Annotated in this window: 14 protein-coding genes; 5 read left to right on the top strand and 9 right to left on the bottom strand. The window is 51.6% G+C overall.

Going from position 1 to position 15,776, the window contains the following annotated elements:
- Positions 1 to 6: 6 nt before the first annotated feature.
- From HMPREF1487_RS23485 to HMPREF1487_RS23475, 3 genes are all read right to left on the bottom strand, one after another.
- Positions 7 to 1,116, bottom strand: coding sequence for a BMP family ABC transporter substrate-binding protein (locus HMPREF1487_RS23485; RefSeq protein WP_010799269.1), 1,110 nt, complete (start codon positions 1,114 to 1,116; stop codon positions 7 to 9).
- 24 nt (positions 1,117 to 1,140) lie between these two features.
- Positions 1,141 to 2,928, bottom strand: a complete 1,788-nt coding sequence (gene atzF / locus HMPREF1487_RS23480; protein ID WP_010799268.1) for an allophanate hydrolase — start codon at positions 2,926 to 2,928, stop codon at positions 1,141 to 1,143.
- A gap of 374 nt (positions 2,929 to 3,302) precedes the next feature.
- Positions 3,303 to 4,457 (bottom strand): Fic family protein, encoded by a 1,155-nt coding sequence (locus tag HMPREF1487_RS23475; RefSeq protein WP_010799267.1) that lies wholly within the window; start codon positions 4,455 to 4,457, stop codon positions 3,303 to 3,305.
- Positions 4,458 to 4,570: 113 nt separating this feature from the next.
- Here HMPREF1487_RS23475 and HMPREF1487_RS23470 point away from each other — a divergent pair, with 113 nt between their 5' ends.
- Positions 4,571 to 4,780, top strand: a complete 210-nt coding sequence (locus tag HMPREF1487_RS23470; RefSeq protein WP_010799266.1) for a hypothetical protein — start codon at positions 4,571 to 4,573, stop codon at positions 4,778 to 4,780.
- A 126-nt stretch (positions 4,781 to 4,906) separates the two neighbouring features.
- Here the strand turns inward: HMPREF1487_RS23470 and HMPREF1487_RS23465 are convergent, their stop codons facing one another.
- The 3 genes from HMPREF1487_RS23465 to HMPREF1487_RS23450 all read right to left on the bottom strand — a co-directional run bounded on the left by HMPREF1487_RS23465 (position 4,907) and on the right by HMPREF1487_RS23450 (position 7,488).
- Complete coding sequence (locus tag HMPREF1487_RS23465; protein WP_037031242.1) at positions 4,907 to 5,383, bottom strand: RES family NAD+ phosphorylase; 477 nt, start codon at positions 5,381 to 5,383, stop codon at positions 4,907 to 4,909.
- Positions 5,383 to 5,847, bottom strand: a complete 465-nt coding sequence (locus tag HMPREF1487_RS23460) for a type II RES/Xre toxin-antitoxin system antitoxin (protein WP_010799264.1) — start codon at positions 5,845 to 5,847, stop codon at positions 5,383 to 5,385. Before HMPREF1487_RS23460 ends, HMPREF1487_RS23465 begins: the two co-directional genes overlap by 1 nt.
- A 900-nt stretch (positions 5,848 to 6,747) precedes the next feature.
- The gene (locus HMPREF1487_RS23450; RefSeq protein ID WP_010799262.1) at positions 6,748 to 7,488 is read right to left on the bottom strand and encodes a hypothetical protein; all 741 of its coding nucleotides are present in this window, start codon (positions 7,486 to 7,488) and stop codon (positions 6,748 to 6,750) included.
- Positions 7,489 to 7,898: 410 nt separating this feature from the next.
- On the opposite strand from HMPREF1487_RS23450, the gene HMPREF1487_RS23445 reads away from it, so the two are divergent.
- Positions 7,899 to 8,627, top strand: a complete 729-nt coding sequence (locus HMPREF1487_RS23445; protein ID WP_010799261.1) for a suppressor of fused domain protein — start codon at positions 7,899 to 7,901, stop codon at positions 8,625 to 8,627.
- 244 nt (positions 8,628 to 8,871) lie between these two features.
- On the opposite strand, the gene HMPREF1487_RS27020 is transcribed toward HMPREF1487_RS23445, so the two are convergent.
- Both HMPREF1487_RS27020 and HMPREF1487_RS23430 read right to left on the bottom strand, forming a co-directional pair.
- A protein-coding gene (locus HMPREF1487_RS27020; RefSeq protein WP_085985637.1) for an IS3 family transposase occupies positions 8,872 to 10,034 on the bottom strand; the annotation gives its coding sequence in 2 pieces (ribosomal slippage) (positions 8,872 to 9,779 and positions 9,779 to 10,034; 1,164 coding nt in all).
- Positions 10,035 to 10,228: 194 nt separating this feature from the next.
- Entirely contained in the window at positions 10,229 to 11,356 is a 1,128-nt protein-coding gene (locus HMPREF1487_RS23430) for an HNH endonuclease (RefSeq protein ID WP_010799258.1), read from the bottom strand.
- 181 nt (positions 11,357 to 11,537) lie between these two features.
- Between HMPREF1487_RS23430 and HMPREF1487_RS23425 the strand changes: the two genes are divergently transcribed.
- The 3 genes from HMPREF1487_RS23425 (at position 11,538) to HMPREF1487_RS26460 (ending at position 14,072) form a co-directional block, all read left to right on the top strand.
- A complete protein-coding gene (locus HMPREF1487_RS23425; protein WP_010799257.1) occupies positions 11,538 to 12,236 on the top strand; it encodes a hypothetical protein in 699 nt (232 codons plus the stop codon).
- Positions 12,237 to 12,278: 42 nt separating this feature from the next.
- Positions 12,279 to 12,956 (top strand): hypothetical protein, encoded by a 678-nt coding sequence (locus HMPREF1487_RS23420; protein ID WP_010799256.1) that lies wholly within the window; start codon positions 12,279 to 12,281, stop codon positions 12,954 to 12,956.
- Between the two features lie 177 nt (positions 12,957 to 13,133).
- A complete protein-coding gene (locus HMPREF1487_RS26460; protein WP_010799255.1) occupies positions 13,134 to 14,072 on the top strand; it encodes an ankyrin repeat domain-containing protein in 939 nt (312 codons plus the stop codon).
- A 1,166-nt stretch (positions 14,073 to 15,238) separates the two neighbouring features.
- Here HMPREF1487_RS26460 and HMPREF1487_RS27745 read toward each other — a convergent pair.
- On the bottom strand, positions 15,239 to 15,776 hold a 538-nt coding region (locus tag HMPREF1487_RS27745), incomplete at its 5' end, for a hypothetical protein (RefSeq protein ID WP_010799254.1).

Below are 15,776 nucleotides of genomic sequence, written 5' to 3'. Positions count from 1 at the left end.
CAAGCCTCAGATCTGACCCTGGACGCCTTCGACCAGATAATTCATGCGCTCGAGCACGACATCGGTCTGACGTTGACTGGTACCGTCCGCAATCACGACGTTGCCCCTGTTGTCCTTGATGGGACCCTTAAAGATTACAAATCCTCCTTCGAGCATTTGCGCCTTGATGGCATCGGCTTGCTGTTTGGCTGCTTCGCTCACCTTGGGACCGTACGCTGAGGTCTTTACGAAGCCTTCCTTGAGGCCGCCGCGCATGAAGTTGATCATCGACTTACCGCTTTGCGCCGCCTCGACATGGGCACGGTAAGGTGTTTCCCAGTTCCATTCGGCACCGGTGAGGTAGCCCTTCGGCGCCAGGGCTGCCTGACTGGCATGATAGCCGCAGGTCATTGCGCCACGCTTTTCAGCGGTTTCCACAATGACCTTGGGTCCGTCCACGTGACAGGTCAGTACATCGCATCCTTGGTCGATAAGACTGTTGGTCGCCTCGGCTTCCTTGACCGGTAGCGACCAATCACCAGTAAAGATCACCGTCACCGTAATGCTTGGGTCCACCGAGCGCGCACCCAAGGTAAAGGCATTAAGGTTACGCAACACCTGAGGCACTGGTTTGGCTGCAACAAAGCCAAGCTTCTTAGACTGGCTCATATGGCCCGACACAACGCCGTTCAGGTATTGACCTTCATCGATATAGCCGAAGAAGCTGCCAGCATTCACCGGATCCTTGCCTTCCTGCCAGAGCCCGCCGCAATGGGCGAACCGGACATCTGGGTACTTCTTGGCGACCTTGACGACATGCGGATCGAAATAGCCAAAGGAGGTAGGAAAAATCAGCGTGGCACCGTCCTGGCGAATCATTGCCTCCATCGATTTTTGTACCGCGACGGTCTCAGGTACGTTCTCCTCTTCGATCACCTTCACGTTGGGCAGCGTCTTGATGATGGCTGCGGCCTGGGCATGCGCCTGGTTGTAACCGAAATCGTCCCGGGCACCCACGTAGATGAAGCCAACAATCAGTGGCTTGTCTGCGGCCAGGGCCAAGCTGAGGGGCAGCGCGGCACTAAGACCGATCAGTCCGGCCAGCTTGATGAAGTCGCGACGGTCAAATGAGTTCATGGCGGTATCCTTAATAGAAAGAGATCAAAGCGATGCGCGGTACGCGCGCCAGCCGTTGAATTTGGAGATATCTTCTGCGCTGGCCAAACCTACCGGCTCGCAGATAAAGCCTTTCACCCAGCGCCCATCCGCCAGCTCTACCGAGCCGATGCCTAGTGGAGCAGGAATGGCGGCGACAAAGGCGCCGAAATGGCGTAGCGGCATGACCCACACCTCAAGCTCAATGGCGACGCCTTGCTCGGTGACTCTGACAAGGCCGGGCTTGGCCGGCTCGGTATTGGCTAGTGCATAGAGACGATAATTCACACTGGTCGTGGTACACGCCACACGCCGCGCCCCGCTTTCAAGCAGTTGCCAATTAAGCGGCTGTCCCCAGAGGTGAGCACCGACTACCGCAACGTCAATGCTGGGCTCAGTACTGTCCAGGGGGGCCAGGGCTATTTCATCGCTCTGATTTTCACCACCAAAGAGGGGCTGCCAGCTTGCGGCCGTTTCGGCCAGGTAATGATCGGAGCCTGCCGGACCAATCAATGTAATCCCGGCGGGCAAGCCGTCCTGCCTAGGCACAGCGGGTAAGGCAAAGGCCGCCATGTCCATGAGATTGACAAAGTTGGTGTAATAACCCAGGCGGGTATTGCTCTGGAATGGATCAGCCAAGACCTGTTCTATGGTCGGCAAGCAGGGCGCCGTAGGAACAAGCAGTAGATCAATGCCGGCCAAAAGTTGTTTAGCCTGGCGTGTTAACTCTTTCAAACGATACAGAGCGTTAAAGGTATCAACAGCCGAAAAACGGCCCGCTTCAGCCAATATGGCTCTTACCACAGGATGAATGACGTCTGGCTGATCTGTGTACAACTGCCCTACCGCAGCGCGCCTTTCGGCGACCCAAGGCCCTTGGTAGAGCAGCGCTGCAGCCTCTGTAAACACATCGAAAGGAACCGTAGACAGCGTAACACTTGGGTCCTGGCGCAACCGCTCAAGACTCTGGGCAAAGGCTTCTGCCGCCTGGTTATCACCAAAGAACTCAAGATCGTCCGGCACGGCGACCCTGCGCTGCCGACGCTGGATGGGCCGCATCGGCACTGATCGAGAGAAGGCATCCTCAGGATCATAATGAGCAACTATCCTTGCGACCTGCCAGGCACTGGCCGCATCGGCAGCAAAAATTGAAATACTATCGATGCTGCGGCAGGCAGGTACCAGTCCTCGGCTACTGAGCAACCCAAGGCTTGGCTTGAGGCCTACTATTGCATTGAATCCTGCCGGTACTCGTCCAGAGCCAGCCGTGTCAGTCCCCAGGGCAAACGCGACGTATCCCAGCGCAACGGCTACAGCCGAGCCCGAGCTGGACCCACCGGATACATAATCTTCATCAACTGCGTTGCGAACAATGCCATAGGGCGAACGGACGCCCACCAGGCCTGTCGCGAACTGGTCAAGGTTGGTCTTGCCTACCAGGATGGCGCCTGCATCTAACAGACGCTGCACGACAGAGGCATTGTTCTGGGCCTCATAGCTGAACTCGGGACAGGCGGCCGTGGTGGGAAGCCCTGCTACGTCAATATTGTCTTTTACCGCAAAGGGGATGCCGTAAAGGGGCAGCGTTTCCCAAAGTGCTTCTCCCAACCGACTTGCCTGTTGCTCAAGCTCACAGGCTCGTGCCAGGAGCTGCTCGGGCGAGACGCGATAGATCCATGTCTCTGGTCGCTCTCCCGCCAGGATTGCAGCAGATAAGGCGCGTACGGTTTGACTAGGGGTTGTCTCACCCGTTAAGTAACGCCGAGTCAGCTGGCTAATAGCATATGCACTCATTGAATTCGTTCTTGTATACAAGTTTGAATTTCTACATAGCAGGCTTTGTGCCAGTGTTCATGAGGTAACTTAAAGCAGCATGGATGCAGTGCTACCTAGCGCGTAGCGGATACTTGAGTACATCGATGTAACGCATCGTATGCACTAGCAAAGCGCATAAAGCATAAGTTGTGCGCTATTACAGGGATGGCTTGACTGAGCTACCGAAGAACGCTCTTATCAATTTCAGGTTGGCTCATCAGGATGAAATGGAGTAGTGACGGCCAGAAACGTACCTGCTGTCTGCATTCGAAAATACCGCTGACCAGACAGGGACAAGCTTAGGTCAGAAAATCATAACGCTAATTGAGGTCAGTCTTTTAACCAGAGGATGATCAGCTATCGGGCTGACTGGGCAGAACAGCGTTTACTGGAGCAATCACATAGCGCGTGCTGCGCCCGCCGCCAGGCAAACGAACAATACAGCCCTTGCTCAGGAGATCGCTCAAGTGGCGCGTGGCCGTAGCCTTGGAGACCTGCGCCACGGCCTTGTATTGAGCCGCACTAATGCCCTCCTCGAATCCACGCGTACCACCATCAAGCAACCGATTAAGCACCTTTATCTGCTCGGTCGATAGTTCATCGGTGCGGTGGCTGTGCCAGAACCGGGCCTTTGCCAGCACACGATCAATGCGCGCCATTGCCTGTTCCAGGCTTTGCAGGAGAGTTCGCAGGAACCATTTCAGCCAAGCGGTGATGTCCAGCGTACCCTTCTGGCTTGATTCAAGGATCCTGTAGTACTCATTACGGTTATCAAGAATGCTTGCCGACATGGTGTATAAACGGATTGACTGCTGCTCACCCTGGGCAAGCGCCAGATCGGTAAGCGCACGGGTAAGCCGGCCATTGCCATCGTCGAAGGGATGCAGGGTTACAAACCAGAAATGGGCTATGCCAGCGCGCAGCAACGGATCAAGGCCCGGCTCCTGACGACTACGCTCGAACCAGTCAATAAAAAGGTCCATCTGGTGTTCAAGACCTGCCCGGGGCGGCGCTTCAAAATGCACGGTCGGCTGGTCGAGCCGGCCCGAGACCACCTGCATCGGTTCGTCACCACGTAGTGCACCAATACGAATATGTACACCCCAAAATAACGCGTCCTCGGGAAAAAGCCATCGGTGCCACTGGTACAGTCGAGCCAGTGTAAGGGGCTGGGCCCTATTGCCCGTGGCATCGAGCAACAACTCAGCCAGGCCTTCACTGCGTGAGCTGGGTTTACCGGTATCGGCAAGGCCCAGGCGACGTGCAAGAGATGAGCGTACCGAGCCTACATTGATTTGCTCCCCCTCTATCGCCGAAGAAGTCACGATATTGTGCAGTAAGGTATCCAGATTGTTTTGAAGTCCGGTGTAGTCTTCGACTGTAGAGGACATACCAAGTAATCGTCCTTGCGCCTGGTTGCAGGCTCGTAAAAGCTGAACCAGATCGTTTTCCTGCCAGGTAAAAGCTGGCCACTCCGGTTGCTGCCAGATCCAGTTCAGGGACTGCATATAGGTGCCTCGGTACGACGAGCCAAATACACTACTCAATCGGCTCTTTAGATGAGCCGATTATACAATTTAATCGGCTCATCGGTTACAAAAATTCTTAGTAGATCCCATTGATGGATAACGGGCGCGAAGGTCAAGTTGAAGATCGTCCCTGGGAATTTCAACATACCTGGCTTGAGATTTTGAACGGCACCATTACCGGCCAGGTTACCCAGGGTGTCTTGATCTACAGCTTTAACTATACGAGCGAGCGCACAGGGAAAACTATTGATCTGTCAAAGCAGACCTATCCAGATGAAAGCGGAAAATGCACTTGGCAATAAGCTAACGCCCACCCTGCATGTCGGCTACAGCAATAGGCGTATTGGGAGTCTAGTCGTTAAGGCCTTCCGTACACAGCCAGGCAGGTTCGCTGCCTCTATTACTGCTTCAGGCATCGCTTAACAAAGCTATTGAGGGGTTCCTTGTCTCTCGAACATACGAGGGTCAAAGGTGAAGTCATAGACTTCCAGCACTTTGATAAGGCGTGCCTCTGGGTGAAAGGGGTTTATCACCATGTTACGCTCCAACGGCAAGATAGCCGAAGGAACAATCAATCCCAGGTGTGAGCGGCTTTGCAGCCAGCGAGTACCAAAGTCCATGCTGGGGCGATCATAGGGGATGCTGTTCCAGCCAGGGGGCAGTAGTTCGTTCTCAAGATCGAGATACAGACCTCTGTCTTCAGGCAGCTCAAACTCCGTGATTTTCATCCCTTCTACTGGCTCGCCATTGGTATGAACAAACGTTTCCAGGCTACAAATGGCCGGTGAAAGCCCCATATACACGGCAGGGGTACGCGGGTGGTTCCATCTGCCACCGGCAATAGCTGCCCCCATTCCTGTTAGGTCCGTTGCACGTCTTTCTTTTGCTACCCTCCACGCACGCATCAGGCCACACCGCCCCACTCAAGGGCATTTAGCACACGACGAACCTGCATGGCACCAATTTCCGTCTCGCAAAGCACAATTGGCGTTGCATTACCAAGCGCTTGGTTGGGCCGTGCCATCCACTGCGCAGCCACCCCTCTGCTGCCAAAAATCTCTTCAGCCTGGTGGGAAATAGCCGCTATTCGATCCAGCCGCTCCGACGCTACCGTATCAAGGGCCTTTTTATCCCGCATTCGTCGCTCAAATGTAGAAAGCGAAAGGCCCAGCACACCTGCAATGATTTCCTCTGAAATACCAAAGGTCTGGCTCATGGCTCGGCCAAGCACCGCAGGAAAGCCCGCCTTGATTTGAACAAGTCGTTCGGATTCATTCAAGGCATCCCGTTGAAGACTGAAATCCCAGAACATGGCAGAAGAAACTTCAGTCTTTTTAGGCGGACGCCGCTCGGTGGCTGTGATGTTCATAGTGATCGATTTCTCCTCCGTCAAATGACGTAAAAACATCATCAAATGAAGTATAGACCTCTTGCAATGATGTGGATACGGCAAACGACGAAGGCACGTCTACACAACCGTATAGGTCAGATGCCGAGATCTTTATGCCCAACCACTGCGTAGTGGCTTCTAAGGTAAGCTGGCGTCTCAGGAAGGCTTTAGGAAAGCGAGAGCGCCCTGCTGGCCTACGTCAGACTACTCTATTCACCCTGGCTGAAATACTCCAAAAGGCCTGTCTCAAAGTTGTGGCCTGCACGTCGCTCAGCTAACGTCAGCTTGTTGTCTACGCGGCGCGGATTGCCGCATAGAAAGCATCCCGCCTGGCCACAATTTAGGGCAGCTTGTTTGCGCCAGCTACCCTGGGGTTTTATAAAAAAACCGCTGTCGATTGAGTAGTAGAAATGGCTAATCGTTAACTGTCGATTAATAGCGACTTTGGCTCTAGTGCGTCGAACCTGCCGCGCTTGTTTGTCGTATGACATGAAACACCTTTCACTTCGCGCCCTCTCCGGTCTGGAGAGGGCCATCGCGTGATTGGCGGGGCTAATAAACTGTTCAGAGGGAGTCTCCTTTGGACAACCGTACGCTATACCGGCTCATACACCGCTAACGGTAATAAGCATTACTTCTGGCAGTGAGTCGCAAGGGTATGCGTAGATCTCTGGCGGGTTAATCTTAATCTATCAATGATGCTTAAAGGTTACTTATTGGTCTTGCTGGAATATCCCAGTGCCAATGACCAGCAATGCTCTTATGCTGGCTACTTAGGCCTTGAGCGAGAAACCCTGCGCATAACCTTTTAATAGCAGTCGGTGGCCGATACTGCGCAGTTTTTAACAGGAGGTCATAAAGATATTCTCCTGATGCCTATTAACGCGAGCATTGCCGCTTTGTGGGTTTCTTTCTAAAGCTCAGTTGGGTAAATCCCTTGCTAATGGCCAGATCCCTATCAGACGTGGTAATGATGGGGTTTTCGGTTTGGCCCAGCACACCGGAAATAAACATCGATATCTCTTGGAACGCGGTAAAGCTGTCTACGACCTTTTGAAAGCGCAGATCCTTAAGGCAGGGATTGATCTGCACACCTTTATCGATCCCACCTATTACGCAAAAACTGACCAACTTGTGCGCAGTAAAGAGATCAAGCGCTTCAAACGGCTCAGTCCCCCGGTTGGCCTTGAACCAGTCCTCAAGCGTAACGATCTTGGGCGCAAAAAAATGCCAAAGCGATTGTGGGTCAAGCGTGGCCTTAAGTGTTTTTTCGTCAAAATCCTTCTGGTGCCAGTAGAACTCGGGCTTAGCCACGTCCTTGGTCTCATGCGCCCTATAATGGGATATAAGCTTGCCCGCCTGGTCAACATAGGCAAAAAGGCCCATGTAGAGCTTTCCACAAAAACCGACATAGAAGGGCTGGTAGGTATCTGATTCGATTGGCGTTGCCTGATCGTTATAACGGGCGATAAGCTTTTTGACAGCACTCACAAGCTCGGGCTCAGGTGCACCCTTTTCCTTGATAAAGGTCTGGCACGTGCGGTGATAGACAATGGACATATCAATGCCATATCCAGCAGACGAGTCGTAGTAGTCATTGAATTCACGGATTATTCGCATCAATTTCCTTTTTCTTGAGGCGATATTCCAGGCTATCAAAGTAAGAATTACGAGTAAATAAAAATGTAACTGTGACATCTGCCCAAGTGTTCAGGCGCCTTGTTTAGAGCGATGATAAGTTAGTCATGGAGGACCTGATTCCCGCAGCAGTCAAGACAATTTCTTAGGACTCGAATTGCGCAGCTTATTTACTGCAAGAGAGGGATGGGTTCTTCAGCTGCCCTCTCTTGTAGCCTGTCAAACCTCTAAGGCGATACGGCCCCTTCAATCCTGTGAGCTATGCCCGTTAGCCAGGCGCAGCGATCGAGGATAATGAGTCGGTCACGGCTCTCTACCTTAGCCTGGAGACGGCAGGCTAGAGTCCAGGAGTCATACGGAATTCAGTAAACAAGGGATCATTTGGAGGTTATATGAGCAAGGAAAGCAATGTCGTTTCACTATCAGGTAATCCTATCTTTACCTATACCGATGGGGAGAAGGAGTGGCAGGCACCTCATGGTGAGGAGTGCATCGAGGAGATCTCCGGGCATATCGAGCGTCACCTAGGTGAGGTGAGTTGGGTGTTTCACGAGCTGATATCAGACACCGTTCACATTGATGTTCACTATGTAAAACCTACGCCGGAAAGACCGTATCACACCCTGGTAACCTCGGGCATGAGCGATCTGCCCATGAACGTCCCGGAGCAGGTGGATGCGACTCGCTTCATGGAGCTTTTTGTAATACTACCTGAGGAGTGGCTTGTAGATCAGGAGGCCTTTGCCAATGAAGCCTGGTACTGGCCGATACGCCAACTTAAATACCTGGCAAGGTTTCCGCACAAATACGACACCTGGCTTGGTTGGGGACATACCATTCCCAACGGCCAGCCTGCAGAGCCCTTTGCCGACAATACGCAGCTTAGCGGCGTGATTCTTCTGCCTTCGCTTAATGTGCCACAAGATTTCTTTAGGCTTGAGATCAATCCCGAGAAGACTATCGAGTTCTATAGCATTGTTCCGCTATACGAAGAAGAAATGAACCTAAAGCTGGCCCGCGGAACCGATGCGCTGCTCGAGCGATTCGACAAGCATGGTATTTCCGACATCATCCAGACGAACCGGCGGAATGTCTGTAAAAAGCGCTTTGGATTCTTCTAACTTATCAGCGGTCCCTGACCACAGGCAACTAGAGTCGGCGCTTCTAGGGTACGCATCTATGCGTCATTGTGAAGCCGGGATCGATACCTCTCTAATTAACTTTCGTTGAACTCTCTCGGGCCCCTATCGAAAGGCTTGGTAGGTTCTTTGTAGAGATGCTTTAACTTGCTTGGATCCAGGCAGGTTAAAGTGGGCTATGAGAAGGCATTATTCTGGCTACTGGCAGTACATCACTATGTAGTGGTCAACTGATCCCGGACACTGCGTTAAGTTTTTCCTCAGCGACCGCAGGCGCCAAGCCTTCATTGAACTGATGCGGTCGCCGCCAGTTGTACCGTTCCATCAGGAAACGACCGATATCCTGTTTCGCCAGCACAGCGCTCATGTAGCCCACCGTCGGTATCCATTCAGTTTTCAGGCTGCGAAATAGCCGCTCCATTGGCGCATTGTCATGGCAGTTACCGCGCCGACTCATGCTCTGCGTGAAACGGTATCGCCATAGTCTCTGGCGGAAACTCCGGCTGCCATATTGGCTGCCCTGATCGCTGTGAAACAGCACATTCTGAGGCCGGCCACGCTGCTCATAGGCCATATCCAATGCCTTGATCACCAGGTCAGCGTCAGGCTTGGCTGAGAACGCCCAGCCTACGACCCGGCGCGCATAAAGATCGATGACCGCTGCCAGATAGTGCCATCGGCCTTCGGCCCAAACGTACGTGATGTCACCGCACCACACCTTGTTGGGGGACGCCACGCTGAACGCTCGATCAAGCATGTTCGGGATATCAGGTCGCTCCACGGTGGCCTTTTTGTAGGCATGGGAGCCCGTTTGTTTGCTGATCAGGTTCATCTCGCGCATCAGCTTGCGCACTTTGAATCGTCCAATTTTGATCCCGTCTTCGCGCATCATGAACATGATGCTTCGGCTACCCGCAGCGCTGCGGCTCTGGGTGAATAGTTCGTTCACACGGCTACGCAAAACCAGTTGTTCCACATCCGGAGATCGGCGCTTACGGCAGTGTGCGTAGTAGCAGGAACGGGGAACTTCAAATACCGAGCACAAAAGATCAACCGGCTCCTCGGAGCGAAGTTGATCGACTAACGCGAGCGCTCGTGCTCCTCGGCCATCAAGAGCGCGGTAGCCTTTTTTAAAATCGATTTTTCCCGTTCAAGGCGGTTGATTCGGGCTTCCAGTTCCTGGATTTTTTGCTGTTCAGGTGTTAACGCCTTGCTGTTCGGGGTGACACCACCACGCTCCTGCTGGAGCTGGCTGACCCACCGACGCAATGCTGATTCAACTAACCCGAGCGACCGGGCTGCCTCAATGTGGCTGTAGCCTTGGTCGAGCACCAGGCTGGCGGCTTCACGTTTGAATTCGGGGGTAAAGGTACGTCGTTGCTTGGTCATCAGACACCTCTCTATGGCGAGCATTCTCGCCTAAATAGGTGTCCGGTTTCATTAGACCACTACACTAAGCTACCTTTTAACCTCTCTAGGTCAGGACGCTACCGCTAACGTCCCGGCAGGCGCAGACGGGGACGGGGACGGGGACGGGGACGCATACTATCCTCATATAGAACGCAACGCGCCGAGTGCAGCACCTACCAAAGGCACTGGCTTTGGTGCAAAGTAAGCGCCTCTACGCTAACCCTGTCTGCAGGCCTAGTAGGTATAAAGATCGCTTTTCCTTGCAAGGTCGCGTACTCGCTACCGGAGAGCTCAGGGGACACCTTAACCGTCATTGTGGCTGGGTCTAAAGTCAGAAGGTTTAGGTCAAAAAGCGTATGGATGTCACTTCGCAACAGCAGCCCATTGGCGGCCACATTGGTCTGTTGCCCTTGGTAAGGCACAATGTGCGCCGCTTCCAAGATGCGTTCGACCATGCAGCCAGTAATTGCACAACGCCCCTCGTAGGCCTTGATTAGCGCGTCTCTAAACCCTGCCTGCCCTTGGCGCCGTACGATTTGCGCAAGGACTCTCCGACGTGCATCCGTAATGTCTGCTGGGCTAAAAGCGCCAGTGCTTTCTGCCTCTGCTCGCGCTTCCTCCAATACCTTAGCCGTGGGGTCCGTTACCTTACGAACAGACATTCTATGACGATTGCCTGAAGCAGCATCGGGATAGACCTCCCATACACCATGCGATATGGGATGGTAGGTTACGAAACGGGCCTCTCGACCAGCCTCCATTTTGTAGAGCTTATCGTATGGACTACCCGTATCGGTACGTCGCGGTTTGGCGTTTTGGTTGTATGAGGTACGAGATTTTGAGTTAACGGCCAACATCTCTAGGTCAACAAGGTTCTTTTCGTTGTAGCCTGGATAATGGCTCACGATCCAATCCTTGACCTGCTCGCGCGTGGCATTGCCTCTGCAAGCGTCTAAAGCCTCGAGTACAAGCTCCCAGGTGCGCTTACTGCCATGCTTGAAACCTGCACTTTTAGCGTCCGCCCTCTGGATCAGCTTGAGCAAACGAGGCTTCATCTCACGGCCTACATTGACGGCAGGTTTTAGCCCAGCTAGCCAAGGAAGGCCAAGCTCAGCGTAAAGTGCTGAGATATTTTGCATACGGTATTCAAAGGCCTTGTCGGTACGGCCAACAAATTGAGCAGCAAGGTCGCGGTAGACTTGCGCCTTATTGACCTTTTCTCCGGCGGCGTCTCTTCTAAGCATATCCTCGTAGGCTTCTACTGCCGCCGCCAGCTCGGCATCGCTCCATCCATTACTCATCGTTCCTCCCTAGGCTATACCTATGCAATCACCAATCCCTAACGGCGGCTAGAGCTTAGTTAAGAGTCTACCGGGCAGCAATTGAATGAAGTCCGCCTGTTTGAGCTTGCCCCCATTAACGTATAGCTGCAGCCTCGTTTCTAAGCTAAAACTTAGTAATCAGGCTTAGGGAGTCAGCTCTATGCTACATGCAATTACTAGACGTAAGACAGAGCATTACAAATGCTACCTCGGGCACCGTGAACCTAGTCAGAGGCGTGTATGTGAAGAGGATGAAATAACGGCGTTAATTATGGGGCCTCTCGCCTTTTTGCCTGATCAGGCGATTGAATTATTTTGGGCAACAGTGATTGGCGCTGACTGTGGCGATTTACCCTGGCCAGACGGCGATTTGTTAAAGGCAGAGATGCGTTTCTGGCCTCGTAACCATGTTGAACCTGACCTATTGGTTGAGCTCAAATGGGCCTCAGGTGAGTCACGGCTTATTTTAGTAGAATTCAAATGGAATGCGGGCTTAAGCGGAGAGCGACAACTCCACCGGCAATGGTTGGAGTTCCTTGAGCCCTATGAGCGCCCCTATGCGTATCACCTATTCATTGCGCCTGAGGTAAGCTCAGGACAAACTGCACTTACCTTGGACAATGTCTGGGCAGGTAGATTGTTGCTTCGCTCATGGCTCGATATCTCTAGTATCCTGCATCAGATTAATCGATCGGGGCCAGGGCAGCTGCATAAGTGGATCGCAGAGGTTCTCCAGTTTTTAGATGCATTGAATATTCGACCCTTTAAAGGATTTCGCGGTATCCCGATTCCCCAGTACCTGCATACCGGCGAGCAGGTCTTCTGGCAAGAATCAATGGATGTACTGATTACGCAGTAGATACGCTTTGAGCACTCACAATGACGGTTACCGGGAGGTGTTATGTCTGATGTAGGCCGCGCTGTACTCGAAGCGGTTCAATTGGTTTCACGAGTAGGTACTGAAATTGAACATCTTGCTGCGCTGATGAAATCAGAACTAAGCGCCCTGATGAATAAACCGGAGATCAAAAGGTTATTTGTCTCTGAACAGGGATGGCAACAAAAAGATATGACTGATGATTCGGGCTGGGTTTATACAGCAACCGCCTTTTCCTTACCGCTCAAGGTTGGCCGCCAGCAAAAAATAGGTGCGTATCTTTTCTTCCAGATAAGCCTTGGTGGCGATGGAATAGCAGCGCGAGGTAATCAAAGCCCTATAATCCACATAGGGCTTTGGCCAGATCCCATAGATTTTACCGAGACCCTGGCTGGGTTTCCGATTCACGTCGATGAGGCAAGCCCAGTCATACTTGAAAACAACACGCTTTTTAAATGGCCTGCAGGCGCACCAAAATATACCCCCTGGGCGTACAGCCTAAACTTGGTCAAGATCAGTAGCCTCGACGACATAAAGCATAGAATTGTTGAGCCGGTCCGCTCACTTTTACTTGGCGGGTCTACCTCGGAGGCCTTACCTGGGGCGCTTGATGGGATTGTCCATTACACGGAAGTGTTAGGGGAGCCGGGGCATTTCGAGGTGAACCATAGGGAGGTCGGGTCAAGCCGGACACCCATCTAGGCGACCATCAGGTTTGAATGGGGCTCGATATACACCGAGCCTCCTTATCCCGGGCCCGCAGCAGCATTTTCTTGCTGCTCATTAATTCGCACTTTATGCGGCTTTAAATAAAGCCTTTAATGAATAACCACCCATTTAACGTAAACAAAACCACAAAACTATACTACAAGAGAGTTTATGAAAGACAAACTATTAGCGTTAGCATTCCAAGGCAACTGGGCTCTCTTGCTTCCCATATTAAAAGAACACCCTCATTTGATAAACTGTGCCACAGAAAACAAGGGATATACCGTATTACATCAAGCTGCCTGGCATGGCGCTGATTTATCTATCATTGGGCAATTGCTTTCTCTCGGCGCAGATCCGAGAATAAGAACCATGAATAAGAGTCAAACCGCACAAGAGATAGCAAAGGAAAAGCACAGGGAAAGACAAGATCTACAGTATTTGTTAACGGCTCAAAAAAGGACTTTAGCCCAGCTGATACGAAAAGCAGTTACTGAATCACCAGATCTTTTCTCAGCCTATGATGGAAACCAAGTCATATGCGACAGGCTTATTGAATGTCTAGGATGGAATTCGGATGCCGAAGCAGAAACTGCTTTTGAGGAAAGAGTAGCAGCTGCCTTCAAAGCAGTCACGGGGGTTGACCTATCTTCAGATAGGCCTATTAATTGTGGCCCTGATAGATCTTATAATATGCATTCTACACAAAGCTTTTGGAGCGGTGAGTTCTTCAAGCTATTACATGAAAAGGTATCTCGATCATATACCATTCCAATTGAAAAGAATTGGGCTGTCATATCAGATATCTTTTATCCTGCGCCTTCGCATTGGGGTTTGAGAGGCGATCTTTTCCTTTGGCTAGAAATGCGGGAGTTCTTATGTCACCTACCTATCCCTGACCAGCCTGAAGTCCTCGCTCGAATTATTTCTAGCACATTCTCAGCTTTAACAGGCGAGGTATTAGACTCATCAGAACCAATCTTTATAAAAAGATTTTCCCGCGGCGGAATGAGTAGTGGAATGGTATCTAGCCAATTTTGGCTTAAAGAATTTATTCCCCTAATGCAGCAGAGAGCAAAGTGGCTTCAAAAGTCTTGGGAAACCAAATAGGCCAATAATTCAGCCTTATATGCTATTGACAGTATTTTAATCACCTTGGGTCTAAATGGGATACGCCTATAGACGCCGCCGCCGATAGCCCATTGTACTCGTCTAGGAGACTGGGCGTCTCATTGTAGGATCAATGGCTTGCGTCATGACAATGTTGATCCGTCCCAGAATAGTCACCAGCCCAAACTCCAGCCTTTTGCTCGAATACATACAGACGACCTTGGCTGGGTCTTTCTCGCTATAGACAGCTAAAAGCCACACCCCTGTCTGGCGAAGGGAGTACAACGAATACCCGGCCGCATAGCGTTATCGGCAAACCCACACCGCAGGGTTTGCTGCGTAATTAGGAGCGAGCCAGCAGCAACCGCGTCATACAAAGCATAAGAACCAGCGGATAACCGTGCTATCACAAAATAGGTGCATCTTGGAGCTCAAGTCTCCATGGCTACTTCCCAGGCTATAATCCTTACGCTTGTCCAGGGCCCTATTTCCACATCTATAACCGCACGTTTGGCTCGAACAGTGGTAAAGGCCACCCTCTAGGTATTCAGTTTGATAAACCAGGATGGCCGATCTGCAGATGCAGACGAACCAATACAGGCTCGAACGTATCGTCCTCCTACTAAGGAGAAGAGCGCTGATGAAGTGTATCCAAGAGCCGCAGCGATCACTCAGACCCGGCCACTCGGCTCCGGAGCAAAGAGTCCAGAACATGCCATTAAGCATTTGTCTGTTATTGCGACGAGAACGGCCCAGGATTTGAAAAGGAGAAACAATATCCTCGATCAGGGCTAAACTATGGCCTGAAAGCTCAAAACGCCTCGTCATGCCTGCCTGCTTTTGCCACATTGGCATTAAGCTAACAAACACGACCTCTGGACGAACCCTAGACTTTGCATGAAAAGTTAATTTGCAGCACTAATCTCATAATGCCACACGGCCCTAGAGATGACGAAGCCTAGAGCGCTGGATTAACCGTTTGGCTTGACCGCAAACATGGTTTCCTCATTGAGCCATTTCATAATGGCTTTTTTGTTGGGCTAAACCGTCTCAAGTCAGCGGGCGCAGATTTATCTACCGTATCTAAAGGTCGCAATGACTTCATATAGCACGTTAAGTACTTAAAAAGTCTACACGGTAAACAAATCTGCTCCAGCGCTTGCCCCTTAGCCCTTAAGCTCTATCAACACATCCGTTGACCACTTGTGCTCCGCGCATTGAATCTGGGCACTGTCTATAGCCTGCGCCACCTTATGGACCTGGTCTTGAGCATCTAGATTGAAGTCAAGCCAAAGATTGGATTGAGATTGCAAGCGTAGCTGCCAATACCCTACCCCCTGATCAAGCCTTACCTTAACCACCTTCCCGTCATCGAATTCGATTAAAAGGGTACGGTGATGCGCGATGTCCCGGTTCGATACTGCTACTTCAAGCAATACTTCGCGTCCAGTCATTACTGAAAGCCACTGCTGAGCGAATCCTTCAAAATCGTCCTGATTGGCCCAATCATCAAAGATTCTACGGCCTGGCGATTTAGCACTCTTGAACAAGGTGTTGATACATATGTCGGCAGAAGGAGAAACGCGACCTTTAAAGTAGTTAAGTAACGCGCCTAAGGAAGGTCTGAAAAAGACTTCCCGAATCTGGTGAAATACGCCGATCCCGCCAGCCGAGTTTTTCCATGAAGCAGATGACCTTCGCCGA

The sequence above is a fragment of the Pseudomonas sp. HPB0071 genome, assembly GCF_000478505.2.
Taxonomy (GTDB): Bacteria; Pseudomonadota; Gammaproteobacteria; order Pseudomonadales; family Pseudomonadaceae; genus Chryseomonas; species Chryseomonas luteola.
This window is presented reverse-complemented; position numbering and strand designations above follow the sequence as displayed.